22 protein-coding genes, 1 tRNA gene and 1 pseudogene are annotated in these 22,701 nt (G+C 71.0%); 11 read left to right on the forward strand and 13 right to left on the reverse strand.

Annotated features, from left to right (window positions below; genetic code table 11):
• Nucleotides 1-131 precede the first annotated feature (131 nt).
• The 4 genes from CXH06_RS14700 to CXH06_RS14715 form a co-directional block, all read right to left on the reverse strand.
• Nucleotides 132-204, reverse strand: a tRNA-Ala gene (locus CXH06_RS14700).
• Nucleotides 205-282: 78 nt separating this feature from the next.
• Nucleotides 283-1,161 carry an inositol monophosphatase gene (locus tag CXH06_RS14705; RefSeq protein WP_114855953.1) on the reverse strand — a complete coding sequence of 293 codons (879 nt, stop codon included), beginning with the start codon at nt 1,159-1,161 and terminating at the stop codon, nt 283-285.
• Between the two features lie 76 nt (nt 1,162-1,237).
• Nucleotides 1,238-2,110, reverse strand: coding sequence for a hypothetical protein (locus CXH06_RS14710; RefSeq protein ID WP_114855954.1), 873 nt, complete (start codon nt 2,108-2,110; stop codon nt 1,238-1,240).
• A gap of 36 nt (nt 2,111-2,146) precedes the next feature.
• Nucleotides 2,147-2,773, reverse strand: a complete 627-nt coding sequence (locus tag CXH06_RS14715; protein WP_114855955.1) for a GNAT family N-acetyltransferase — start codon at nt 2,771-2,773, stop codon at nt 2,147-2,149.
• Nucleotides 2,774-2,859: 86 nt separating this feature from the next.
• On the opposite strand from CXH06_RS14715, the gene CXH06_RS14720 reads away from it, so the two are divergent.
• The 3 genes from CXH06_RS14720 to CXH06_RS14730 all read left to right on the forward strand — a co-directional run bounded on the left by CXH06_RS14720 (nt 2,860) and on the right by CXH06_RS14730 (nt 4,696).
• Nucleotides 2,860-3,516, forward strand: coding sequence for a 5-formyltetrahydrofolate cyclo-ligase (locus CXH06_RS14720; RefSeq protein ID WP_114855956.1), 657 nt, complete (start codon nt 2,860-2,862; stop codon nt 3,514-3,516).
• A 74-nt stretch (nt 3,517-3,590) separates the two neighbouring features.
• Nucleotides 3,591-3,923 (forward strand): FmdB family zinc ribbon protein, encoded by a 333-nt coding sequence (locus CXH06_RS14725; protein ID WP_114855957.1) that lies wholly within the window; start codon nt 3,591-3,593, stop codon nt 3,921-3,923.
• A gap of 116 nt (nt 3,924-4,039) precedes the next feature.
• Nucleotides 4,040-4,696, forward strand: a complete 657-nt coding sequence (locus CXH06_RS14730; RefSeq protein WP_114855958.1) for an SAF domain-containing protein — start codon at nt 4,040-4,042, stop codon at nt 4,694-4,696.
• A gap of 9 nt (nt 4,697-4,705) precedes the next feature.
• Here CXH06_RS14730 and CXH06_RS14735 read toward each other — a convergent pair.
• Nucleotides 4,706-4,849: pseudogene (locus tag CXH06_RS14735) on the reverse strand (ISL3 family transposase); the annotation flags it as partial.
• A 50-nt stretch (nt 4,850-4,899) separates the two neighbouring features.
• On the opposite strand from CXH06_RS14735, the gene CXH06_RS14740 reads away from it, so the two are divergent.
• The 3 genes from CXH06_RS14740 to CXH06_RS14750 all read left to right on the forward strand — a co-directional run bounded on the left by CXH06_RS14740 (nt 4,900) and on the right by CXH06_RS14750 (nt 6,845).
• A complete protein-coding gene (locus CXH06_RS14740) occupies nt 4,900-5,406 on the forward strand; it encodes a DinB family protein (RefSeq protein ID WP_114855959.1) in 507 nt (168 codons plus the stop codon).
• A gap of 99 nt (nt 5,407-5,505) precedes the next feature.
• Complete coding sequence (gene mscL / locus CXH06_RS14745; RefSeq protein ID WP_114855960.1) at nt 5,506-5,916, forward strand: large conductance mechanosensitive channel protein MscL; 411 nt, start codon at nt 5,506-5,508, stop codon at nt 5,914-5,916.
• Nucleotides 5,917-5,975: 59 nt separating this feature from the next.
• Nucleotides 5,976-6,845 (forward strand): A/G-specific adenine glycosylase, encoded by an 870-nt coding sequence (locus CXH06_RS14750; RefSeq protein WP_114855961.1) that lies wholly within the window; start codon nt 5,976-5,978, stop codon nt 6,843-6,845.
• Nucleotides 6,846-6,849: 4 nt separating this feature from the next.
• Here CXH06_RS14750 and CXH06_RS14755 read toward each other — a convergent pair whose 3' ends face one another.
• The 3 genes from CXH06_RS14755 to CXH06_RS14765 form a co-directional block, all read right to left on the reverse strand.
• The gene (locus tag CXH06_RS14755) at nt 6,850-7,350 is read right to left on the reverse strand and encodes an amino-acid N-acetyltransferase (protein ID WP_114855962.1); all 501 of its coding nucleotides are present in this window, start codon (nt 7,348-7,350) and stop codon (nt 6,850-6,852) included.
• Nucleotides 7,347-8,096 carry a DedA family protein gene (locus tag CXH06_RS14760; protein WP_114855963.1) on the reverse strand — a complete coding sequence of 250 codons (750 nt, stop codon included), beginning with the start codon at nt 8,094-8,096 and terminating at the stop codon, nt 7,347-7,349. The genes CXH06_RS14755 and CXH06_RS14760 overlap by 4 nt, the downstream gene beginning before the upstream one ends.
• A 165-nt stretch (nt 8,097-8,261) precedes the next feature.
• Nucleotides 8,262-10,844 carry an ATP-dependent Clp protease ATP-binding subunit gene (locus tag CXH06_RS14765; RefSeq protein WP_114855964.1) on the reverse strand — a complete coding sequence of 861 codons (2,583 nt, stop codon included), beginning with the start codon at nt 10,842-10,844 and terminating at the stop codon, nt 8,262-8,264.
• Nucleotides 10,845-11,027: 183 nt separating this feature from the next.
• Here CXH06_RS14765 and CXH06_RS14770 point away from each other — a divergent pair, with 183 nt between their 5' ends.
• Nucleotides 11,028-11,762 carry a FadR/GntR family transcriptional regulator gene (locus CXH06_RS14770; protein ID WP_198684087.1) on the forward strand — a complete coding sequence of 245 codons (735 nt, stop codon included), beginning with the start codon at nt 11,028-11,030 and terminating at the stop codon, nt 11,760-11,762.
• 149 nt (nt 11,763-11,911) lie between these two features.
• Here the strand turns inward: CXH06_RS14770 and CXH06_RS14775 are convergent, their stop codons facing one another.
• The 5 genes from CXH06_RS14775 to CXH06_RS14795 are packed head-to-tail and all read right to left on the reverse strand — an operon-like array spanning nt 11,912 to nt 16,640.
• Nucleotides 11,912-12,769, reverse strand: coding sequence for an amidohydrolase (locus CXH06_RS14775; RefSeq protein ID WP_114855966.1), 858 nt, complete (start codon nt 12,767-12,769; stop codon nt 11,912-11,914).
• Entirely contained in the window at nt 12,759-13,697 is a 939-nt protein-coding gene (locus CXH06_RS14780) for an aldo/keto reductase (protein WP_114855967.1), read from the reverse strand. Before CXH06_RS14780 ends, CXH06_RS14775 begins: the two co-directional genes overlap by 11 nt.
• Nucleotides 13,694-14,041: an L-rhamnose mutarotase gene (locus CXH06_RS14785; RefSeq protein ID WP_114855968.1), complete on the reverse strand. Its 348-nt coding sequence runs from the start codon at nt 14,039-14,041 to the stop codon at nt 13,694-13,696. The genes CXH06_RS14780 and CXH06_RS14785 overlap by 4 nt, the downstream gene beginning before the upstream one ends.
• A 5-nt stretch (nt 14,042-14,046) precedes the next feature.
• Nucleotides 14,047-15,342: an alpha-L-fucosidase gene (locus CXH06_RS14790; RefSeq protein ID WP_114855969.1), complete on the reverse strand. Its 1,296-nt coding sequence runs from the start codon at nt 15,340-15,342 to the stop codon at nt 14,047-14,049.
• Entirely contained in the window at nt 15,339-16,640 is a 1,302-nt protein-coding gene (locus CXH06_RS14795; RefSeq protein ID WP_114855970.1) for an enolase C-terminal domain-like protein, read from the reverse strand. The genes CXH06_RS14790 and CXH06_RS14795 overlap by 4 nt, the downstream gene beginning before the upstream one ends.
• 349 nt (nt 16,641-16,989) lie before the next feature.
• On the opposite strand from CXH06_RS14795, the gene CXH06_RS18355 reads away from it, so the two are divergent.
• The 4 genes from CXH06_RS18355 to CXH06_RS18770 all read left to right on the forward strand — a co-directional run bounded on the left by CXH06_RS18355 (nt 16,990) and on the right by CXH06_RS18770 (nt 22,644).
• Nucleotides 16,990-18,774 (forward strand): hypothetical protein, encoded by a 1,785-nt coding sequence (locus tag CXH06_RS18355; RefSeq protein ID WP_157975768.1) that lies wholly within the window; start codon nt 16,990-16,992, stop codon nt 18,772-18,774.
• Between the two features lie 90 nt (nt 18,775-18,864).
• Nucleotides 18,865-19,818 carry a carbohydrate ABC transporter permease gene (locus tag CXH06_RS14805; RefSeq protein ID WP_114855971.1) on the forward strand — a complete coding sequence of 318 codons (954 nt, stop codon included), beginning with the start codon at nt 18,865-18,867 and terminating at the stop codon, nt 19,816-19,818.
• Between the two features lie 7 nt (nt 19,819-19,825).
• Nucleotides 19,826-20,833 carry a sugar ABC transporter permease gene (locus CXH06_RS14810; protein WP_114855972.1) on the forward strand — a complete coding sequence of 336 codons (1,008 nt, stop codon included), beginning with the start codon at nt 19,826-19,828 and terminating at the stop codon, nt 20,831-20,833.
• Nucleotides 20,834-20,889: 56 nt separating this feature from the next.
• Nucleotides 20,890-22,644 (forward strand): extracellular solute-binding protein, encoded by a 1,755-nt coding sequence (locus tag CXH06_RS18770; protein WP_114855973.1) that lies wholly within the window; start codon nt 20,890-20,892, stop codon nt 22,642-22,644.
• Nucleotides 22,645-22,701 lie beyond the last annotated feature (57 nt).

Raw genomic sequence — 22,701 nt, forward strand, 5'->3', positions numbered from 1 at the left:
TCGCCGAGTTCACCATCGACACCACCCGCGGCTACCAGCCAAAGAAGAAGGGCCCCGGTGAAAACCGGGGCCCTTCTTCGTGAACCATGTCCCGAGACATCTGCGAACGATGTCCCGAGACTTCACAACGGTGGAGCTAGGGGGATTCGAACCCCCGACCTTCTCATTGCGAACGAGACGCGCTACCAACTGCGCCATAGCCCCATGTCGCCGTGGCGACCTGGACAACTCTAGCATCGGCCGGGCCGTGCTGCCGCACCGAGCGAACGGCCTTGAGGAAGGTCACACCGCGGGGACCCGCAGCGCCTGGAGCTCGTCCTGCAGGGCGTCGAGGATCTCCAGCCGCTCCGGGCCGGTGCAGGCCACGTAGGCGGGCTGGAGGTGATCCGGGCGCTGTGCGTCGCCCGTCCCGGGCCAGGTGCGGATCGAGCCTCCCGCCCGGCGCAGGATGTGGAAGCCGGCGGCCACGTCCCAGGAGTTGATCCGCCCCAGCGCCGTGGCATCGGCCCACCCGGCGGCCACGTAGGCGAGCTCGAGAGCGGCGGTGCCCAGGTGCCGCACGGAGGAGACGCCCTCGCCCAGCTCCACGGCGGCGCGCCCGGCGAACTCCGGGAACTCGCGGCCGATCGTGTGGCCGGGGAAGCCGGAGACCACGAGGGCGTCGGCCGCGGGGCGGGTGGCGCGCGGGGCGAGCGGGCGCCCGTTGAGGGTGGCGGCTCCGTCCGCCGCGGCGAAGACCTGCCCCAGGATCGGGGCGTCGATGACGCCGGCCACCAGCTCGTCGTCCACGCTCACGCCGATCGAGACGCAGAACAGCGGCAGGCCGGCGGCGAAGTTGCTGGTGCCGTCGATGGGATCGACGTAGAAGCTGACGACCGGCCCGTCGGACTCCGCGGCGGGGCCCTCGGCGGCGCGCACGCCGCCCTCCTCGCCGACGATGCGGGCGGAGGGCAGCCGGCGGCGCAGCTCGGCGACGATGATCTCCTCGCTGGCCCGGTCGTGCTCGGTGACGATGTCGTGGCTGGAGGTCTTGTATTCACGCGCGAGGTGGTCGCGGTCCAGGGAGCGCAGGTACTCGGCGGCGGCGTGCGCGGCGGAAGTCGCGATCTCCAGCAGGCGCGCGGCGGAGGGAACAGGGACGGAGGGCGCGGAGGTGTTCATCCCTGCCAGGATAGTCGGCCCTGGTCAGCGCGGAGCGATGGCCCGCGGTGCGGACGGTCCGCCCCGCCCCTCCGGGTCAGGCTCGGCGCCGCGCGAGGATCTCGTCGAGCTGCAGGTCCTGCGCGGGCGCGTAGGACTCGTCGACGGCCTCGAGCTCCTCGACGCGGTCGCTCTCGAACGGGACGGAGGTCGCGCGCATGCTCTCGCGGTGGGCGGCATGCCGGGATGCCAGGTCCTCGACCTCCCCGCGCAGCGCGTAGGTGGGACGCGGGACGGGACGCGGGGTCCACTCCCCCGGACGGCTCACCTGCTGAGCGGCGCGCACGTAGGTGTCCTCGAGCGGTGCGCGCTGCGCGGTCTCCTCCACGGCGGGAGCCGCGTCACCGGCATCGGCCTCCTCGGCGGCGGCCCGGCGGCGAGCGGTCTCCGCCTCGGCGAGCTCCCGACGGGCGCGGGTCGCGGCGCGGGTGGCGCGGGCGCGGCGCTCGAGCTCGGCGCGGCGCAGGCCGACGAGGAAGGCTCCCACCCCGGCCAGCGCGATCAGCGGAGTCCACCAGGCGATGAGCTGGGCCAGGGCGAGACCGATCAGCACCGCGGTGCTGGCCAGCAGAGCTCCGAGCACGATCGTCAGCAGCCGGCGGGAGCGGCCGCGCTCCTCGAGCTGGTCGATGCGCGTTCCCGGGACGGCCTCGAAGCGGGGGCGGCTGGTGGGATCGGCGGGACGCAGGATCAGGCGGTCCTGGGACATGGGCGGCTTCCCCTCGGAGGACGGGCGGCGGGCGTGGACGGCCGCGGAGAGATCCCGCGCCTGCGGGGTCATCTCGGCGCTGTCCGCGGCGCGGGCACGTCCCATCTCGTCGCGCCGGCCGGCCGTGCGGGGCAGGGCGTACGTCACCCACAGCAGCAGCAGGACACCGAACAGGACGGCTCCGAGATTGATCGACTCCACGGGGCCACAGTAGTGACACCGATGTGATTTCCCTGGTCACGTCCTGGGCGTGTCGGAAGGAAACTCCCGGTGGAGTCTCCGGAGCACACCACGCCCGTCATCGCCGGTGGTGACCTCCTCGGCGGTGAGGGCGAACACCAGGTGATCGCGCCAGGCGCCGTCGACGTGGATCGCCGCGCGACGCATCCCCTCCGAGCGCAGGTGCAGCTTCTGGACCACCCGCAGGCTCGCCGCGTTCTCCGGTCGCACCGTGACCTCCACGCGGTGCATGCCGAGCTCCGCGAACAGGTGATCGATGACCAGCGCCGCCGCGCGCGGCACCACTCCCCGGCCCGCCCGTCCCCGGTCGATCCAGTACCCGAGCACGGCCGAGCGCAGCGCCCCGTACTGCAGCGGGCCGGCCGTGATCTGGCCCGCCAGCCGGCCGTCCACACAGATCACCAGGGGCAGGGACGCTCCCAGGCGGGCCTGGGACTCGTTCCAGCGGCGCAGGGTGCGGAAGGGGAGCGGCACTCCCCCGCCCTCGGGGTCGGTCGCGTCCCACGGGCGCAGCCAGCCCGCGTTGCGCTGCCGCAGGCGCTCGAACTCCCCGCGGTCGCGACGACGCAGAGGCCGCAGGGTGACCTCCGCGTCATGCAGGGCCAGCGGCCACACGTGAACCATCGCGCCATCGTAAGCGGACCGTCGGCGCCGCCCGAACGGCGTGCCCGCGCCGACCGCCGCCGGGGCGGCCGTGGGAACCTGGGGGCATGGACACCGAGACGATGCGGTCCCGCAAGCAGCAGCTGCGTCGGGACCTGCGCGCCCGGCGCGAGCGGGACTACGCGGGCGAGGCCGGGGCGGCCCGCCGCGCCGAGGAGGCGCAGCGCCTCGTCGCGCACGGCGCGCTGCTGGTGGAGAGGATCGAGCGCGTGGTGGCGGAGCGGCCCGCGGCCCCGCCCCTGGTGGCCGCCTTCCATCCCACCCCTCTCGAAGTCGACGTGATGCCCCTGGCGGTGCGTCTCGCCGCCGCCGGCGCGCAGCTGATGTTCCCGGCCGCGGCCGAGGGCCGTGCACTGCACTGGATCACCTGGGACGGAAACTCCGCCTTCCTCCCCTCGCCCGGACGCGGGTTCGGCCGGGAGCCGGACGGGCGACGTCTGGGACCGGAGGCGCCGGCCCGGGCCGATCTCGTGCTCGCGCCGGCCGTGGCGGTCGATCGCTCGGGCACCCGGATCGGACACGGGGGCGGCTACTACGACCGGGCGCTGTCCATGGTCCCGAGCTCCACCGCGGTGGTCGCCGTGGTCCACCCCTCGGAGCTGCTCGCGGCCGGTGCGCTGCCGCGCGGGGCGCTCGACGTCCCGGTCCCGGCCGTGCTGACCGCCGATGCCCTCGTCTCACTGGTCACGTCCGCGCGCCGGTGAGGGCTCCGCGGCCGTAGAATGCTGCGGGCCGCGTCCGGCGCGGCCGTGCTCATCGATCCTCCGGAGGAACCAGCGTGCCCACGTACGTCTATGCCTGCAAGAGCTGCGGGTACCGTTTCGAGCAGTACCAGAGCTTCAGCGATGACTCGCTGCTGACCTGCCCCGAGTGCACGCAGGACGCCCTGCGGAAGGTGTTCGACTCCGTGGGCATCGTCTTCAAGGGGCCGGGCTTCTACTCCACCGACTCCGCGAGCACCGGCTCCTCGGCCGCCTCCTCGAGCAGCTCCTCGGACGCCTCGAGCAGCTCCTCCACGTCTTCGAGCAGCTCTACTGAGTCGTCGAGCAGCACGGCGAGCTCGGGCACCGGGGGCTCCCAGCCCGCCGCGGCCCCCGCCGCCGCCTCCTGAGCATCCTGCCGTAGGTCGCCGCCCGGCGCCGCGACCGTTCCTCCCCAGCGCCCGGTCCTCCACCGCGAGGTGGGGCCGGGGCGCGCGGACACGGTGCCGGTCCTAGCGTGACGGGCATGCTCTCCCGTCTTCGCGCTCAGCTCCCTGCCTGGCGTCGCGCCCTGCGCCGACGGCGCCGCACCCTCGCGGTGCTCGTCCTCGCGGCGACCGCCGCCGCCCTCCTGCCGATGTACCTCCCGCCCTCGACGCAGGGCACCACGGTGCTGGTCGCGGCGACGGACCTCCCAGCGGGCACCGTCCTGACCCCCGAGCACCTGCGCGCGGTGGAGATCGCCGAGGAGCTGATGCCCGAGGGCACGGCGAGCACAGCGGACGCCGTCGCGGGGAGCACCACGGCGCTGCCCCTCCGCGCCGGCACGCCCCTGCTCCCCGGCATGCTGCGGGAGCACAGCCCCTCGGCCGTCCCCGAGGGATCCGTGCTCATGCTCGTCCCGGCCCCCGCGGCCCTCGCGACGCACCTGGGACCGGGCAGCAGGATCGAGCTGCTCACCACGGACCTCGCCACCGGCAGCACCGGGAGCCTCGTCGCCCAGGTGCTCGCACCGGCCGCATCCGCGGCGAGCACGCCGCAGGTCTCCCTCGGCGGGCCCGGCGCGGACGCGGGGCCCGGCAGCGGGGCCGTGCAGCTTCTGGTCGCGGTGGATCGCGAGGACTCGCGAGAGCTGGCGCACGCGCTCGCGGGAGGCACGACGACGGTCTCGATCATCGACTGAGGTGGCTCTTCACCATCGAGGGTGAAGTGGGGGTCCGAAGCCGCCGGTCTCGAGCAGTGATCTGGCGACGCAGTGCGTCAGGTTGCGGAAGCCGAGGGCCGGGCCGCGGAGGTGTTCGAGGCGGCCGTTGATCGCTTCGGTGGGGCCGTCGGAGCCCAAACACCCCCGGGTGCGAGGGTCGGCCCGCGTGCTACGTTCGGTCCATGTCCAGACCCGGTGAGATCCTCGGCAGTGTGGTCGCCGCCAGCGAGCGCGAGCAGCTCGAGACGTTCCTGGATTACCTGCGCGACGCCGTCGTGCGCAAGGCCCGCGGGGTGTCGGAGGAGGACGCCCGGCGCAGCCCGGTGCCGACCGGCACCACCCTCGGCGGCCTGATCAAGCACCTGCGGTGGGTGGAACTGGGCGCGTTCGCCGAGCAGATCGGGCAGATCCCCGCCGCGGAGCTGCCCACGCCGCCGTGGACCGACGCAGACCCGGAGGCCGACCTGCACCTGGAGCCGAACGAGAAGCTCGACGACATCATCGGCGCCTACCAGGCGGAGTGCGACCGCTCCCGCGAGATCGCCGCCCAGCACAGCCTCGATGACGCACCGCGGGGCGGGGAGCCGACGTTGCGGTGGGCGTACCTGCACGTGATCCTGGAGACCGGCCGGCATGCGGGCCACGCGGACATCCTGCGCGAGATGATCGACGGCAGCGTCGGCGACTGACGACGCGCCGACCGGACTGCACCCTCGACAGCGAAGAGCCGCTACAGTCCTGCTCGTACTCGGCCTCGGCCGTCCCCCTCCTCCTCTGTAAGGATCCCCATGAAGGGCTTCAAGGACTTCCTCATGCAGGGCAACGTCATCGACCTCGCGGTCGGCGTCGTCATCGGCAGTGCGTTCACCGCGCTGATCACCGCCCTCGTCGACAACGTGATCCAGCCGATCATCAACGTCTTCGGCGGCCAGAACGTCGACGGCCTGGCCTTCACGATCACCAACGAGTCCACCACCGTGGACGTCGGCGCCCTCCTCTCTGCGGTCATCGCCTTCCTCATCACCGCCGCCGTCGTGTACTTCGTCTTCGTGGTCCCCGTCTCCACGGCACGGGCCGCGGACCGCAGGCGTCGGGGCCTCGGCCCCGAGGAGGACGAGGTCTCGGAGGACATCGCCCTGCTCACCGAGATCCGCGACGCGCTCGTGGCCCGCGACAACGACTCCGCGCCGCGGGCGTGAGCGGGCCGAGCGGCTCCGCCCCCGGAACCGACCCCGGCGGAGCCGCTCCCCCCGCGGCGATGCCCGAGGACGGGATCGACGCCGTCATCGCCTGGTTCGCCGCCTCCGGGCGCGACCTCCCCTGGCGGCATGAGGACACCACGGCCTGGGCGATCCTGGTCTCCGAGGTGATGCTGCAGCAGACCCCCGTGGCCCGGGTGCTGCCGCGCTGGCAGGAGTGGATGGCCCGCTGGCCCGCGCCGGCCGACCTCGCCGATGCGACGACCGCCGAGGTGCTGCGCCAGTGGGACCGTCTGGGCTACCCCCGCCGCGCCCTGCGTCTCCAGGAGTGCGCGCGGGCGATCGTGCGCGAGCACGGCGGCCGCGTCCCCCACGGCGAGGAGGCCCTGCGCACCCTGCCCGGGATCGGCGAGTACACCGCCGCCGCGGTCACCGCCTTCGCTCACCACGACCGCGCCGTCGTGGTGGACACCAACATCCGCCGCGTGCTCGCGCGCTCCGTGAGCGGGCGCGCCCTGCCGGACCGCTCCTACAGCGCCGCGGAGCGCGCCCTCGCCACCCGCAGCCTGCCGCGCGACCGCGGGCGCTCGGTGGCCTGGAACCAGTCGGTGATGGAGCTCGGCGCCCTGGTGTGCACGGCGCGCGCTCCGCGCTGCGAGCAGTGCCCGCTGCGGGAGGTCGGCTGCGCCTGGGTCGCCGCCGGACGGCCCGCTCCGCAGGAGGACGGACGGCGGACCCAGGCCTTCGAGGGCACCGACCGCCAGATGCGCGGGCGGATCATGGCCCTGCTGCGCACGCACGGCGCCGCCTCGCAGGCGCAGCTGCTCGCCGAGGACGCGGAGGATCCAGCGCGGGTGACCCGCTGCGCGCGGTCCCTGGTGGCCGACGGCCTCGCGGTCCGGGCCGAGGACGGTCTCCGCCTTCCCTGACGCCCTAGTCGAGGTGGGTGATCATGCGGGTGTTGCCGAGCGTGTTGGGCTTCACCCGCGCGAGGTCCAGGAACTCGGCGATCCCCTCGTCCGCGGAGCGCAGCAGCTGGCTGTACACCTCGGGGTCCACCTCCTCGCTCATCACCTCGAAGCCGTGGCGGGAGAAGAACTCGACCTCGAAGGTGAGGCAGAAGACCCGCGACAGACCCAGCCGGCGGGCCCGCTCCAGCAGGGCCTCCAGCATCCGGTGCCCCAGTCCCGTGCCGCGCTGGCTCTCATGGACGGCGAGGGTGCGGACCTCGGCGAGGTCCTCCCACATGACGTGCAGGGCCCCGCAACCCACCACGGTGCCCTGCTCGTCGACGGCCACGAGGAACTCCTGGACCGCCTCGAAGTACGCCACGAGGTCCTTGCCGAGCAGGATGCCGGTATGCGTCATCGGCGACACCAGCGCGTCGATGGCGCGCACGTCGGCCGGAAGGGCGGGTCGGAGGGTGATGCTCACGGGGTGGCCTCCTCGTCGGCCTCGCGGTCGAGCGTGCTCTCGCCGGGCTCCTCGTCGTCCTCGGCGCCGGTCTCCGCACTTCCCGCGACCGCGGCCTCCTGCGCCTCGGCCCGGCGGTCCAGCACGCGGTGCACCATCGCGATCAGCCGTTCCACCACCAGTGCCATGACCACCGCCGCGATGAGGGCGACGGTGATGGCCAGCAGGTGGTTGTCCTCGAACCAGGCTCCCGCCACCGCGCCGATGGCGCAGGAGTACACGGCCCAGACGAAGGTGGACAGCAGCGAGCGCGGCCAGAAGTTCTTGTGCGGGTAGTGCACGGCGCCGGCGACCAGATTGACGGCGGTGCGGCCGAAGGGGATGTAGCGCGCGGTCATGAGGAAGATCAGGGCGCGCTTCTCCAGGCCGCGCTCCGCGGCGTCGACGGCGGCGCGCCCCTTGCCCTCGCGCAGGAACCGGAAGCGTTCCCAGCCGATCTTGCTGCCCAGCAGGTAGCCGAGGTTGTCACCGGTCCAGGCACCGATCCAGGCGGCCAGGCCGATCAGGACGATGTACGGGCGGCCCGAGGAGGACCACAGGGAAGAGAGCGTGACGATGACGGATTCGCTGGGCACCGTCGGGAAGAATCCGTCGAGCATCGCGCACGCGTACACGACGAAGTAGATCCACCAGGCGTCGGCGACATGGAGGACCCAGGTCTCGATCAGCCCTGACAGCCCGAGCAGCCAGTCGATGACGTCGCCCATGCGTCCTTCCCGTCCGGGTCCCCGAGGTGCTGTCCCGGGAGGTCCGGGAGCGTCGGGGCATGAGTCCGGGCCCCGTTGTCACCGGGCCCCGGGAGGTCCGCGGCACGGCGCGCGCCGTGCCGCGGACGGGAGGTGCCGGTCCCGCGGACGGGACCGGCACCGTGCTCAGGAGGCGTTGGCCCCTGCGCTGTCCGTGGAGGGCAGGCCCGCGCCGTCGGCGTGGGTGGCGTCCTCCGCACGGGCCTGGGTCATCGACTCGACGTCCACGATGTCGGAGATCGGCTGGAGCACGCCGTCCGCGCCGCGGCGGGCGAAGGTCAGCACGCCCAGCGGGCCGTCGCCCTCGGCGCCGACCACGATCTGGTCGCCCACCTCGATCTGGCCGAAGAGGATCTTCTCCGACAGGGCGTCCTCGATGTCCCGCTGGATGGTGCGGCGCAGCGGGCGGGCACCGAGCACGGGGTCGTAGCCCTTCTCCGCCAGCAGGGTCTCCGCCGCCGGGGACAGCTCGATGGTCATGTCCTTGTCGTGCAGGCGCTTGGCGAGCTTGGCGACCTCGAGATCGACGATCCGGATGATCTCCTCGCGGGACAGCTGCGGGAACACCACCACGTCGTCGACACGGTTGAGGAACTCCGGCTTGAAGTGCTGCTTGAGCTCTTCGTGGACCTTCGACTTCATGCGGTCGTAGTCGGTGTTCAGATCGCCGCCGGCGCTGAAGCCCATGGACACGCCCTTGGCGATGTCCCGGGTGCCGAGGTTCGTGGTCATGATGATCACGGTGTTCTTGAAGTCCACCACGCGGCCCTGGGAATCGGTCAGGCGACCGTCCTCGAGGATCTGCAGCAGCGAGTTGAAGATGTCCACATGGGCCTTCTCCACCTCGTCGAACAGCACCACGGAGAACGGCTTCCGGCGCACCTTCTCGGTGAGCTGGCCACCCTCGTCGTAGCCGACGTACCCGGGGGGCGAGCCGAACAGGCGCGAGGCGGTGTGCTTCTCGCCGAACTCGGACATGTCCAGCTGGATGAGCGAATCCTCGTCGCCGAACAGGAACTCCGCGAGCGCCTTGGCCAGCTCGGTCTTGCCCACGCCGGTGGGGCCGGCGAAGATGAAGGAGCCGCCGGGGCGCTTGGGATCCTTCAGGCCCGCACGGGTGCGGCGGATCGCCCGGGAGATGGCCTTGATGGCCTCGTCCTGGCCGATGACCCGCTTGTGCAGCTCGTCCTCCATGTGGAGCAGACGCGAGGACTCCTCCTCGGTGAGCTTGACGATCGGGATGCCGGTCGAGGCGGCGAGCACCTCGGCGATGACCTCCTCGGAGACGGTGGTCACGGCATCGGACTCGCCGTGGCGCCAGGCCTTCTCCTTCTCGTCCCGCTCGGCCTTGAGCTGCTGCTCCTCGTCGCGCAGGGAGGCGGCGAGCTCGAAGTCCTGCCCGTCGATCGCCTCCTCCTTCTTCGTGCGCGTGGTCTCGATGCGGGCGTCGAACTCCTTGAGCTCGGGCGGCGCGGTGAGACGGCGGATCCGCAGGCGGGCGCCGGCCTCGTCGATCAGATCGATGGCCTTGTCCGGCAGGAAGCGGTCGTTGACGTACCGGTCGGCGAGGTTCGACGCGGCGACGAGGGCGGCGTCGGTGATGGTCACCCGGTGGTGCGCCTCGTAGCGGTCGCGCAGACCCTTGAGGATCTCCACGGTGTGCGCCACCGAGGGCTCGTCGACCTGGATCGGCTGGAAGCGGCGCTCGAGCGCGGCGTCCTTCTCGATGTGCTTGCGGTACTCCTCCAGGGTGGTCGCCCCGATGGTCTGCAGCTCACCGCGGGCCAGCATCGGCTTGAGGATGCTCGCGGCATCGATCGCGCCCTCGGCGGCACCGGCCCCGACGAGGGTGTGGATCTCGTCGATGAACAGGATGATGTCGCCGCGGGTGCGGATCTCCTTGAGGACCTTCTTCAGGCGCTCCTCGAAGTCGCCGCGGTACCGGGAGCCGGCGACCAGCGAACCGAGATCGAGGGTGTAGAGCTGCTTGTCCTTCAGCGTCTCGGGCACGTCGCCGGCGACGACGGCCTGGGCCAGGCCCTCGACCACGGCGCTCTTGCCGACGCCGGGCTCACCGATCAGCACCGGGTTGTTCTTGGTGCGGCGCGAGAGCACCTGCATCACCCGCTCGGCCTCCTTCTCGCGCCCGATGACCGGGTCGAGCTTGCCCTCGCGGGCGGCCTGGGTGAGATTGCGGCCGAACTGGTCCAGCACCAGCGAGCCGGAGGGCTGGCCCTCCGAGGGGCCGCCGGCGGTGGCCGGCTCCTTGCCCTGGTAGCCCGAGAGACGCTCGATGACCTCCTGACGCACGGCCGACGGCTCGGCCTTGAGGCGGGAGAGCACCTTGACGGCGGTGCCCTCGCCCTCGCGCAGCAGGCCCAGCAGGATGTGCTCGGTGCCGATGTAGTTGTGGCCCAGCTGCAGCGCCTCGCGGAGGCTCAGCTCGAGGACCTTCTTCGCGCGGGGCGTGAAGGGGATGTGACCCGAGGGGGTCTGGTTGCCCTCCCCGATGATGTCGCGGACCTGCTCGCGCACGGCGTCGAGGGTCACGCCGAGAGCCTCGAGCGCCTTGGCGCCGACTCCCTCGTTCTCATGGATCAGCCCGAGCAGGATGTGCTCGGTGCCGATGTAGTTGTGATTGAGCAGCCGAGCCTCGTCCTGTGCCAGGACGACGACGCGGCGGGCGCGATCGGTGAAGCGTTCGAACATGGTCCTCCCCCGTCCGGTGGTGGTGTTGGAACGAGAGTACGCGGGTTCACCGAGGATTCCCCGCCTGTTCGCCGCGGGCGTGAAACGCGCGGGGACTGCCATCCGCCGGGGCGCCGGCGCTGCGAGCGCGGACTCGCACCCGCTCCACGTACCATGTGCCCAGCACAGCTCCGAGGAGGATCCATGGCAGTCACCGACAAGGCGATCTCCGCGATCAAGCAGATGATCGTCGACGGCTCGATCGGTCCCGGCGACCGCCTGCCCCCGGAGAAGGAGCTGTCCGAGCGGCTCGGGCTCTCCCGCAACTCGCTGCGCGAGGCGGTCAAGGCGCTCGAGCTGATCAGGGTCCTCGACGTGCGCCAGGGGGACGGCACGTACGTCACGTCCCTCTCCCCCGGAGTGCTGCTGGAGGCGCTGGGCTTCGTCATGGACCTCAGCCGCGACAGCTCGGTGCTGGAGCTGTTCGCGGTGCGGCGCCTGCTCGAGCCCGCCGCGGTCGAGGCCGCCTGCGAGCATCTCGACGCCGCCGCCCTGGCGGAGCTCGAGGCGCTCATGGCCCCGCTGGACGAGGACACCGACGTGGAGACCCTCGTCGCCGCGGACATCACCTTCCACCGGATCATCAACGCGGCCTGCGGGAACGCCTATCTCTCCTCGCTGCTGGACGGTATCGCCGATGCGACCGCGCGAGGACGGGTGTGGCGTGGTCTCACCGAGGCCGGCGCGGTGGCCAAGACCCTCGACGAGCACCGGGCGATCCTCGATGCGCTCCGCTCGCGCCGGGGCGACCTCGCCCGGGCCTGGGCGACCGTCCACGTCTCGGGCGCGGAGATGTGGCTCTCGCACGCAGCGCTGAGCGCGGCGGACGGCATCCCCGACGCCGGGGCCCCGCTGCCCGGTCAGTCCGCATCCTCCTGACCGATCACCGACCGCTCGCACGCTCGCAGCACGTCGATCAGCACGCACCTTCCCGACTGATCTCCTACCGCTCGCACGCTCGCAGCACGTCGATCAGTCCGCACCTTCCCGACTGATCTCCTACCGCTCGCACGCTCGCAGCACGTCGATCAGTCCGTCGGCAGGCCGTAGACCCGCTGGGCGGTCCCGCCCAGGACCAGGTCCCGCTCCCGCTCCGGCCAGGTCAGGATCTCCTCGAACAGCGCCTGCGTCCCGGAGGCGTGGTCCGCGACCTGCGGGGCGATCGGCCAGTCGGAGCCGTACATCAGCCGCTCGGCGCCCAGCAGCTCGCGGGCCTGCGCGAGGACCGCGACGAGGTCTCCGCGATCTCCCGTGCCGCTGGTCGCGAGGCCGCTGAGCTTGGCCACCACCGACTCGTGCTCGGCCAGGCGCGCGAGCATCTCACGCCAGGTGCGCAGCGTCCCGGGATGGGCGCCCAGGGGCGGCTTGCCGAGATGGTCCAGGACGATCGTGAGCTCCGGGTGCTCGGCGGCGAGCTCGGGCAGGTAGGCCATCTGCGCCGGGAAGGCATCGGGCACGTCGAGCGGGAGGCCCGCCGCGGCGAGCAGCTCGAGGGAGTCCGACACCTCCGGGCGGCGCAGGAAGAAGGGGTCGGGATCGTCGTGGGTCAGGTGGCGCACCCCGACCACGCGCTCCATCGCCTCCGCATCGGCCAGGAGCCGGCGCACCTCCGCGGGCTCGGCGAGCGGCATCCAGGCGACCACCCCCACGGCGCGCAGGCTCGGCTCGAGCAGCGGGAGCTCGCGGGAGAGGCGCTGGAGGTGGGCGGTGTCCTCCCGGGTGTCGTCGGCCTGGACGAGCACCAGCTGCCGGATCCCGAGCTCACGCAGCGCGGGCAGCACCTCCTGGGGCGCGAAGGTGCGGCGCAGTTCCGTCGGCGCCCCCGCCAGCCACGCGTACGGGCTGCGCTCGAGGTCCCACAGATGCAGGTGCGCATCACAGCGCATCGATCGCCTCCCACAGCTCCGACGGGATCCGGGCCTCCATCCGCGCGAGGTTCGAGGCGACGTGCTCGGGGGTGCGCATCCCCAGCGTCACGTTGACCACCGCGGGGTGGCGCAGCGGGAAGTGGGTGGCCGCCTGGGGCAGCGTCACGCCGTGCTCCTCGCACAGCGCCGCCAGCGCCATGGCGCGCTCCCACACCGCCTCGGGGACCTGGCCGTACTCGTAGGCGGACTCGCGCGAGGGCGTCTCGCGGGAGAGGATCCCGGAGTTGTAGACGCTCACGGCGACCGCACGGGTGCCGTGGCGCTCGCACAGCGGCAGCAGCTCCCTCGCGGCGGGCTGCTCCAGCAGCGTGTACCGCCCCGAGATCATCACCAGATCCAATGCACCGGTGGCGGTGAAGCGCGCCAGGGCGCGGTCGGACTTGGAGCCGACGCCGACGGCGCGCACCACGCCCTCCTCGCGCAGCGCGATCAGCGCGGGCAGCGCCTCGGCGAAGGCCTGGTCCTCGGGCCCCTCCTCGGGGTCGTGGAGGTAGGCGATGTCCAGGCGGTCCAGCCCCATCCGCTCCAGGGACTCCTCGATGCTGCGCCGGATGCCGCCGGCGGAGACGTCCCAGACGCGCTGCGTGGAGTCCGGGACGGCGAAGCCGTTGTCGAGGTCGTCGCCGCTCCCGCCCGCGGGATCGTCGACGATCAGCCGCCCCACCTTGGAGGAGAGGACGAACTCGCTGCGCTCCCTGGTCCGCAGCATCGCGCCGAGGCGGCGCTCGGAGAGTCCCATGCCGTAGTGCGGTGCGGTGTCGTAGTACCGCAGGCCGCCGTCCCAGGCCGCGGCGAGGGCGGCCTGGGCGACGTCCTCGGGCGTGGGTCGGTACAGGTTCCCCATCTGGGCGGCGCCGACGCCGAAGGCGGGAAGCTCGATGCTCATCGTGCCCCCTCCTCCCCCTCGGCGGCCGGGGTGGCGGGCAGCTCCCAGACCTGTCCGATTCCCAGGTCATCGCCCGCATAGGAGTCGGCGACCTCGAGGAAGGCGTTGATGTGCTCCTGCCAGGCGACGTTGGCGGGGTCCTCGGCGAGACGGCGGCGCATGGCGCGGTAGTCCTCGACCTCGACGAGGTGGAACAGGTCCCGCCCGTCGCGCCAGATCCGCCAGCTCGCCACGCCCGCGCGGCGCAGAGCGGCGTCCAGGGGCGCCGGGATCACGGCGTGCTCGCGCTCGTAGTCCTCCTCACGGCCCTCCGCGATGCGGGTGTGCAGGGCGATGGTCTCCATGGCGCTCACTCCTCCGTCCCGTCGGCCGCGGTCTCCTCCGCGTCCTGCAGGCGGATCTCGAGGACCGGCAGCAGGACGTCCGGCCGGCGGATCGGCAGCGTGAACGTCACGACGTCCGCTCCGATCCCGCCGACCGTCATGTTCTGGGCCTTCTGCTCCGGGTCGATGGTCCGGAAGCGCACCTCGGAGCCGTCGTGGAGCAGCCGGGCGAAGCGCACCCGGCCGGCGAGACCGCGGAGGTGGAGGTGCTGCATCGGCCAGGTCGCCAGGTGCACGTAGAGGCGCTCCCCGGAGCGCGTGAGGATCGTCCCCTGGGGCGCCTCGAGGCCGTCGGCCGGGCCGGCGCCGTGCACGGACGCCTCGTGCAGCTCCATCCAGCGCGCGATCTCCGCGAGGGCGTCCACGTCCTCGCGGCGCAGCCCGCCGCGGCCGTCCGGCCCGATGTTCAGCAGCATGTTCCCGTTGGTGGCGACCGAGTCCACGAGCATGCGCAGCAGGAGATCCGCGCTCTTGAAGTCCTGGTTGTCGCGGTCGTACCCCCAGGAGCCGTTGGTGGTCTGGCAGGCCTCCCAGCGCACCCGGTCCCCGGAGGCGTCCGTCATCGGCGCGGCGGGCTGGTACTGCTCCGGGGTGACCAGGTCGCCGGGGATGCCGAGGCGGTCGTTGACGACGATGTCCGGCTGCAGCTCGCGGACCATCGTCAGCAGCGCCTCGCTGTCCCAGTCCTCCGGGCCCTTGCCGTCCGTGCCCGGGTAGGTGAAGTCGAAGAACAGGTAGTCGATGGTGCCGTAGTTCGTCAGCAGCTCACGGACCTGGCCGTGGAGGTAGGCGCGGTAGCGCGCCATGTCCCGGGAGGCGTTCCGCTGCTCGCGATCGGCCGCGTCGCGCAGGGGATGGTTGCTGTCGATCGTGAAGTCGGGATGGTGCCAGTCGATGAGCGAGTGGTAGATCCCGACCCTCAGCCCCTCGGCCCGCAGCGCCTCGGTCCATTCGGCCATGAGGTCGCGACCGCAGGAGGTCACGGAGGTGTAGTCCGTCAGGGCGCTGTCGAAGAGGCAGAACCCCTCGTGGTGCTTGGTGGTGAGCACGGCGTAGCGCATCCCGGCCTCGCGGGCGCGGCGCGCGATCTCGCGCGCGTCGAAGCGATCGGGATCGAAGACCTCGGCGTAGCGCTCGTAGTCCTCGGGCGTGCGGCGCTCCCAGGTCATCGACCATTCGTGGCGGGCGGGGATCGCGTAGAGGCCGAAGTGCACGAACAGGCCGAAGCGGCCCTCGTCGAACCAGTGCTGGGGGGAGGTCATGCGGCCGGCTCCTTCCAGACCGGCCCATCGGGGAACCGGTACTGCGCGATGGTGTCGGGATGCATCCGGGCCCCGATGCCCGGCCCGCGCGGAGCCACGTACGCACCGCCGGAGATGCGGACGGGCTCGACGAAGTGCTCGTGGAGGTGGTCGACGTACTCGATGCGCCGGCCCTCCATCGTGCCGCTGATCGCCACGAAGTCCGCCATCGCCAGGTGCTGGACCATCTCGCACAGGCCCACACCCCCGGCATGGGGGCACACCGGCGTGCCGAACTTGGCGGCCAGCAGCAGGATCGCCAGGTTCTCATGGATGCCGCCCACGCGGGTGGCATCGATCTGGACCACGTCCACGGCATCGGCCTGCAGCAGCTGCTTGAACATGATGCGGTTGTGGACGTGCTCCCCGGTGGCGACGCGCACGGGGGCGATGCGGCGGCGGATCGCGGCGTGGCCCAGCACGTCGTCAGGGCTGGTGGGCTCCTCGATCCAGTAGGGGTCGGCCGGCCGCAGGGCGTCGATCGCGGCGACGGCCTCGTCGACCCCCCAGCGCTGATTGGCGTCGGTCGCGATCGGGAAGTCCTCGCCGAGCACCCGCCGGGCGATGGCGAAGCGCCGCAGGTCGTCCTCGATGTCCTCGCCGACCTTGAGCTTGACCATGTCGAAGCCCTGGTCGCGAGCCTCGCCCAGCAGACGCTCGAGCTTCTCGTCGCTGTAGCCCAGCCATCCGGGCGTGGTGGTGTAGGCGGGATACCCCGTGGCCTCGAGCCGCGCGATGCGCTCGGCGCGGCCGGGGACGGCGGCCTCGAGGATCTCCCGGGCCTCCTCGCGCGTCAGCGCGTCCTCGAGGTAGCGGAAGTCGACGAGATCGAGGAGCTCCTCGGGGTCGAGCTCGGCCAGCACCCGCCACAGCGGCTTGCCCTCGCGCTGGCATCGCAGGTCCCACAGGGCGTTGACGACCGCGCCGATGGCCATCTGCATGACGCCCTTCTCCGGGCCCAGCCAGCGCAGCTGCGAGTCCTCGGTCATCGCGGCGCCCGCCGCCCCGAGGTCGTCGAGCACCTCGTCCACGTCCCGGCACAGCAGATGCGGGGCGAGGACCCGGATGGCCTCGGCCTGGACGTCGTTGCCGCGGCCGATGGTGAACACGAGGCTCGCGCCGCTGCGGCCGTCCGAGGTCCTCAGCTCGAGGTAGGCGGCCGAGTAGTCGGGGTCCTTGTTCATCGCGTCGGAGCCGTCGAGGGACTGGGACGTGGGGAAGCGGACGTCACTCACATCGAGTGCGGTGAACGTGGCCATGGGCACCTTCCTGGCGGGGCGGGGGCGCTCGGCGGCGGTCGTGACAGCCGGCGGAGACAACCGGGAGACATCGGTGGAGACATCGGTGGACTGAGGCCCACAGACCTCGGATGTCTGAGGACACTACTGCACAGGATCGGAGGGGACAACACCGGTCCGGCACTCCTCAGCGCCGCCCATCTCTGTCGTTCCAGCAGGTCACCCACCCCTTCGGGGCACGCCAGGACGAGCCCTGTCGACACCCGGGCCCTGGCGTGGCATGGTTGCCCCAATCATCGGGCCTATGCGATAGTCCGTGAATCGAATCACGTGCCACCGTCGGCCGTGGACAACGACAAGGGAGTCCCGCATGTCTGACGCAGACGTTCCGTCCCCCGCTCCACGCTTCACCGTGGACCGCCGTGCGTTCCTGGGCCGCAGCGCCGCGGTCGGCACGACCGCGGTCGCCGCGCCGCTGCTCCTGGCCGCCTGCGGCGGTGAGGACGCCGATGACGAGGTCACCGGCGGCGACGACTACGAGCCCGGCAGCGCGGCCCTCACGGTCGAGCTGGCCCCCGAGATCGAGGGCGTCCTCTACCCCGAGGACTACGTGGGCCCCCGGGCCCGCGAGCTCGAGCCCTTCGGCGACGGCGAGACCGAGTTCACCGTCCTCAGCCAGGTCGATCCGGAGATGGACCTCGCCACCAACTACTACTCCGGCCTGGTCGCCGAGAAGACCGGCATCAACGCCACCTATGTCACCGTCCCCGCCGGGGAGGACGGCAAGACCAAGGTCAACGCGATCGTCGCCGGCGGCGACCTCCCTCACTCCCTGATGGTCGGGCAGGACATCTTCAACCTCTCCGAGATCTCCATCTACGGCGAGCAGGGCCTGTTCATCCCCCTGGACAAGCTCATCGACGAGAACGCCCCGCACATCCTCGACATGTTCGCCTCCTTCCCCGACATGCGGAAGCAGTACAGCTCCCCCGACGGCAAGCTCTACGCGATCCCGTCGATGAACGACTGCTACCACTGCAAGTCCGCCAACATCCGCACCTGGATCAACTCCCGCTGGCTCGAGGGCGTCGGCGCCGAGCAGCCCGAGACCCTCGACGACTTCGACACCCTCATGGACGAGTTCCGCGCCTACTCCGGCAAGCCCGACGGCTCGGTCATGACGATCACCGATGCCGACACCATGCCTCAGCTGATGCAGTTCTTCCTGGGCTCCTTCCTCGAGATGCCCGCGGCCTGGCTGCGCCGCAGCGGCGGGACCATCGAGTGGCTGCACGAGGACCCCGCCTACCGCGAGGGGATCATCTGGATCCAGGAGCAGTTCGCCAAGGGGAACCTGGATCCGGGCATGTTCTCCTACACCGCCGAGCAGTACCAGAAGCTCGGCGACAGCCCGGACGGCCCGAAGTTCGGCGTGGCCTACGGCTACTCGACCTTCAGCTTCAGCGCGGCCTCGGACTACACCGATCCGGACAACGTCGCCCTCATCATGAAGCCCCTGGCTCCGATGGCCGGTCCGGACGGGGTGCGGACCGCGCAGTGGGACCACTTCGCCTACGGCTACCCCAACTTCGTCATCACGCCCAGCTGCCCCGATCCGGCCCAGATGGTCCGCTGGGCCGACTACCAGTTCGAGCTCGGGCTGACGATCTCCGTGGGCCGTGGGGAGCAGGGCGTGGGCTGGGACTGGGCGACCGAGGGCCAGGTCGGCATCGACGGCCAGCAGGCGGTCTCGCAGGTGCTCCCCACCCCGGAGGAGCTCAAGAACCAGGCGTGGCGCGAATGGGGGCCGCTGTACAAGTCGATGTCCCAGCGCCACGGCGAGGCCGTGCTCGAGTCCACCCCGTCCGTCGAGCCGATCCTGTACGAGGCCGGGACGCTCTACGAGCCCTTCGCCACCGCCGAGGAGTCCGGCGTGCCGCCGCTGGTGCTGGACCTCGACCAGTCCGCGGCCGCCGGCGAGATCCTCACCAACCTCGACAGCCACTTCACCCAGGCCATGGCCGCCTTCGGCACGGGAAAGAAGGACGCCTCGAAGGACGCCGACTGGAACGAGTACCTCGAGACCGCGCGGTCGATCGGCATCGAGACCTACGTCCAGACCCACCAGGAGGCGTACGACGCCCAGTACGGGTGACCCGCCCGGCGCCCGGCACGACGACGTGGCGGGCGTCGCCAGTCCCCTCATCCCCTCTGCGCCCTCCGCGGCCGGAAAGGCTTTCGTCCCATGGCAGTTCTGTCCACCGAGCCACGGCCGCCGGACGTGCGCGAGAGCGCGCCGCCGCGCCGGCGCATCAAGGACCCGCGGTCGGACCGGATCCTCAACGTCGTGCTGGTCGTGCTGCTCGTCCTGTTCACGCTGACGATCGTGTACCCGTTCGTCTACATCGTCAGCGCGTCACTCTCCACGCCCGCGGCGGTGTCCTCGGGCGAGATGTGGCTGTGGCCCGTCGGCTTCAGCCTGGACGCCTATCAGGCGGTGCTGGACTATCCGGCGATCACGCGCGGCTTCCTGAACTCGATCCTGTACTCGGGCGCGGCCATGCTGATCGGCACGGCGGTGACCGTCATGGGCGGCTACGCCCTCTCCCGCGCGGACCTGGTGGGCAGGAACTTCTTCACCCTCGTGTTCGTGCTGACCATGATGTTCTCCGGCGGCATGATCCCCACCTATCTGGTGGTGCGGGACCTGGGCATGCTCAACACGATCTGGGCGATGATCATCCCCACCGCGGTGAGCGTCTGGCAGCTGATCGTCACCCGGACCTTCTTCCAGACCACCATCCCCCACGAGCTGCTGGAGTGCTCCCGCATCGACGGGGCCAGCGACATGCGCTTCTTCGCCCAGATCGTGATGCCGCTGTCCAAGCCGATCATCGCTGTGAACCTGCTGCTGTACGGCGTCGCGACCTGGAACGCGTACTTCAACGGCCTCATCTACCTCACCGACGAGGAGCTGTATCCGCTGCAGCTGGTCATGCGGAACATCCTGCTGGAGAACGCCTTCGATCCCTCGGACATGGCCAATGCCGATCCGGAGCGCATCGCGGCGATGCAGCAGCTGGCCGACAAGCTCAAGTACGCCCTGATCATCATCGCGTCCGTCCCCCCGCTCATCGCCTACCCGTTCGTGCAGAAGCACTTCGTCAAGGGCATGATGATCGGTTCCCTGAAGGGTTGATGTCCATATGAGTACCGACCAGGGAAACTTCGTCGACCAGCTCCGCGTCGACGACACGCCGAAGAAGCACCGCAAGCGCGCCCCGGTGCTCGAGGGACAGCGCACGGTCCCGCTCTCCCGGCGCCTCTCTCGCTCCTGGCAGCTGTACCTGCTGCTGCTGCCGGCGGTGGTGTGGGTGATCCTCTTCGCCTACTGGCCGATGTACGGCATCCAGATCGCGTTCCGCGACTTCACGCCCGCCGGCGGCATCACGGGCTCCGACTGGGTGGGGCTCAAGCACTTCGAGAAGTTCGTGACCAGCTACAACTTCTGGCCGCTGCTGCGCAACACGCTGGTGCTCGCCTTCTACGAGCTGATCGCCGGGTTCCCGGTCCCGATCATCCTGGCGCTGGCGCTGAACGCCGTGCGGCAGAAGTACTTCTCCCGCGTCGTCCAGCTCATCACCTACGCCCCGAACTTCATCTCGATCGTGGTGGTCGTCGGCATCCTGGTGATGCTCCTGGACCCGCAGTCGGGCATCGTCACCCACGCCTTCTCGCTGCTGGGCCTCGAGGCGCCGGCGTTCCTCACCGATCCGGGATGGTTCCGCCACACCTACGTGTGGTCGGGGATCTGGCAGACGGCGGGCTTCAGCGCGATCATCTACCTGGCCGCGCTCTCCTCCGTCCCGCCGGAGCTGCACGAGGCGGCGAAGGTGGACGGCGCCTCGCACCTGCGACGCATGTGGCACATCGACCTGCCCGCGATCATGCCGATCGCGATCGTGCTGATGATCCTCAACGTCGGCTCGATCATGAGCGTGGGCTTCGAGAAGGTGCTGCTCATGCAGAACCCGCTGAACCTCTCGACCTCCCAGGTGATCGACACCTACGTCTACGAGGTGGGCCTGAAGAGCCCCATCCCCCAGTACAGCTACGCCACCGCGATCGGCCTGTTCCGCAGCGTCGTCGGGCTGATCCTCCTGCTCGCGGTCAACGCCCTCTCGCGGCGCATCACGAAGGCCGGATTGTTCTGATCTCCCGGGGCGCCCGCCCCGGAGTCCCCCATGACGACGACGTCAGGAGAACGCCCATGTCCGCCATCCCCTCCCCCGACCGTCCCCTCGCCCGCCGATCCGTCCTCGTCGGCGCCCTCGCGGCGCCCGGTATCGCCTCCCTCGCCGCCTGTTCGGGCGACACCGGAGGCTCCGCGACGCCCGAGGTCCCGCAGGTCGAGTACGAGCAGGGCTCCTCCTCGCTGAAGGTCGAGCTCGGCCCGGAGATCGAGGGCGTCCCGTACCCCGAGGGGTATGTCGGCCCCCGAGCCCGAGAAATCGAGCCCTTCGGCGACGGATCGACGGAGTTCAGGGTCCTGACCCGCAGCGGTGCGGGCCTCGACTTCGAGACCAATCTCCACTCGCTCTACCTCGAGGAGAAGACGGGGGTGCGGATCGCCTACGAGACCGTCCCCCAGGGCGAGGAGGGGGCGCCCAAGGTCAATGCGATCCTCTCCGGCGGGGACCTGCCCGACGGGCTCATGCTGGGCCCGGAGTGGATGGGTGGCTTCACGAAGTCACAGATCTACGCCTACGGCGCCCAGGGTCTGTTCCAACCGCTCGACCAGCTGATCGACGAGTACGCTCCGCAGCTGCAGGAGCTGTTCGAGCAGAACCCGGACCTGCGCGCGTCCTGGACAGCACCCGACGGCGCGATGTACGCCATCCCGTCGGTCAACCAGTGCTACCACTGTGCCTCCTCGGACACTCGGACCTGGGTGCATCAGCCCACCATGGAGGCGGCCGGCTGGACCGAGCAGCCCACCACGCTCGAGGAGTTCGAGCAGATGCTGCGCGACATGCTCGCCGCGGATCCCGACCTCCGCCCGTTCAGCGGGGACAAGGCGGTGCTCCCCTTCGGCCTCATCGGCGCCTCCGTCTACGACATGGGCATCAACAAGCTCCGCCGCGACGGCGACGCCATCGTGTACACGCCCGTCGAGGACGGGTTCCGCGAGGTGCTCACGGTCGTCGCGCGACTGGTGAAGGACGGGCTGCTGGACCCCAATGCCTTCACCCAGGACAACGATCAGCTCAAGCGCCTGACCATGGATCCCGACGGCTCCCGGGTGGGCGTGCTGCAGATGGGCAACCAGTACGGCATCGTCGACGTCGAGTGGACCGGCCCGGACGCGCTCGTCCATCAGTTCGTCCCCCTGGCCCCCTTCTCCGGCAGCGGCGGGGATCCGATCATCCCCTGGAACGAGTCCCACGGCGACGCCAGCGGACTGGTCATCACCAGCGCCTGCGAGGATCCCGTCACCCTCGTGCGCTGGGCCGACGCCCAGCTCGGGCTCCTCCCCACCCTCGAGATGCGCCTGGGCGCCATCGACCGCCACTGGGAGTGGGGGTCCGACGACCAGCTCGGCATCGACGGCCGTCCCGCCCTCTACGCGCGTTTCCCGGTGGAGGGCGAGGAAGAGGACAACATCACCTGGCCCGAGTCCGGGGTGTACAACCTGGGCATGGACGTCCGGCACGGCGAGAGCGTGGACGAGAACACCTCCGTGGAGCCGGTCCTCTACCAGGCGGGGAAGCTCTTCGAGCCGTACCGCGCCCCGATCGAGTCCCTGTTCATCCCCCCGTTCTTCTCCGCCGAGGACTCCGCGGAGATCGGCGAGCTGCGCGCGAACATCGACAGCCTCTACGCGCAGGGGACGGCGAAGATGGCTCTCGGCGATCTCGACCCCACCAGCGACGAGGACTGGGAGTCCTTCGTCGCGAGCTTCGAGAGCGCGAACCTCCCGCGCTATCTCGAGATCCTCACCGAGGCGGACCGCCGTCGCCCCTGAGGGCACCGGCGGACCCGAGCTGCGCGCGGACCGGACAACGACAGACGGACGGAGAAC

This window comes from Brachybacterium sp. YJGR34 (genome assembly GCF_003347015.1).
Classification (GTDB): Bacteria; Actinomycetota; Actinomycetes; order Actinomycetales; family Dermabacteraceae; genus Brachybacterium.

Excerpts from the sequence above, each read along its gene's own strand:
- CXH06_RS14705 (WP_114855953.1), bottom strand. The coding sequence starts at position 1,161 with ATGAACACCTCCGCGCCCTCCGTCCCTGTTCCCTCCGCCGCGCGCCTG.
- CXH06_RS14715 (WP_114855955.1), bottom strand. The coding sequence starts at position 2,773 with ATGGTTCACGTGTGGCCGCTGGCCCTGCATGACGCGGAGGTCACCCTG.
- CXH06_RS14720 (WP_114855956.1), top strand. The coding sequence starts at position 2,860 with ATGGACACCGAGACGATGCGGTCCCGCAAGCAGCAGCTGCGTCGGGAC.
- CXH06_RS14730 (WP_114855958.1), top strand. The coding sequence starts at position 4,040 with ATGCTCTCCCGTCTTCGCGCTCAGCTCCCTGCCTGGCGTCGCGCCCTG.
- CXH06_RS14740 (WP_114855959.1), top strand. The coding sequence starts at position 4,900 with ATGTCCAGACCCGGTGAGATCCTCGGCAGTGTGGTCGCCGCCAGCGAG.
- mscL (WP_114855960.1), top strand. The coding sequence starts at position 5,506 with ATGAAGGGCTTCAAGGACTTCCTCATGCAGGGCAACGTCATCGACCTC.
- CXH06_RS14750 (WP_114855961.1), top strand. The coding sequence starts at position 5,976 with ATGCCCGAGGACGGGATCGACGCCGTCATCGCCTGGTTCGCCGCCTCC.
- CXH06_RS14760 (WP_114855963.1), bottom strand. The coding sequence starts at position 8,096 with ATGGGCGACGTCATCGACTGGCTGCTCGGGCTGTCAGGGCTGATCGAG.
- CXH06_RS14765 (WP_114855964.1), bottom strand. The coding sequence starts at position 10,844 with ATGTTCGAACGCTTCACCGATCGCGCCCGCCGCGTCGTCGTCCTGGCA.
- CXH06_RS14770 (WP_198684087.1), top strand. The coding sequence starts at position 11,028 with ATGGCAGTCACCGACAAGGCGATCTCCGCGATCAAGCAGATGATCGTC.
- CXH06_RS14775 (WP_114855966.1), bottom strand. The coding sequence starts at position 12,769 with ATGCGCTGTGATGCGCACCTGCATCTGTGGGACCTCGAGCGCAGCCCG.
- CXH06_RS14780 (WP_114855967.1), bottom strand. The coding sequence starts at position 13,697 with ATGAGCATCGAGCTTCCCGCCTTCGGCGTCGGCGCCGCCCAGATGGGG.
- CXH06_RS14785 (WP_114855968.1), bottom strand. The coding sequence starts at position 14,041 with ATGGAGACCATCGCCCTGCACACCCGCATCGCGGAGGGCCGTGAGGAG.
- CXH06_RS14790 (WP_114855969.1), bottom strand. The coding sequence starts at position 15,342 with ATGACCTCCCCCCAGCACTGGTTCGACGAGGGCCGCTTCGGCCTGTTC.
- CXH06_RS14795 (WP_114855970.1), bottom strand. The coding sequence starts at position 16,640 with ATGGCCACGTTCACCGCACTCGATGTGAGTGACGTCCGCTTCCCCACG.
- CXH06_RS18355 (WP_157975768.1), top strand. The coding sequence starts at position 16,990 with ATGTCTGACGCAGACGTTCCGTCCCCCGCTCCACGCTTCACCGTGGAC.
- CXH06_RS14805 (WP_114855971.1), top strand. The coding sequence starts at position 18,865 with ATGGCAGTTCTGTCCACCGAGCCACGGCCGCCGGACGTGCGCGAGAGC.
- CXH06_RS14810 (WP_114855972.1), top strand. The coding sequence starts at position 19,826 with ATGAGTACCGACCAGGGAAACTTCGTCGACCAGCTCCGCGTCGACGAC.
- CXH06_RS18770 (WP_114855973.1), top strand. The coding sequence starts at position 20,890 with ATGTCCGCCATCCCCTCCCCCGACCGTCCCCTCGCCCGCCGATCCGTC.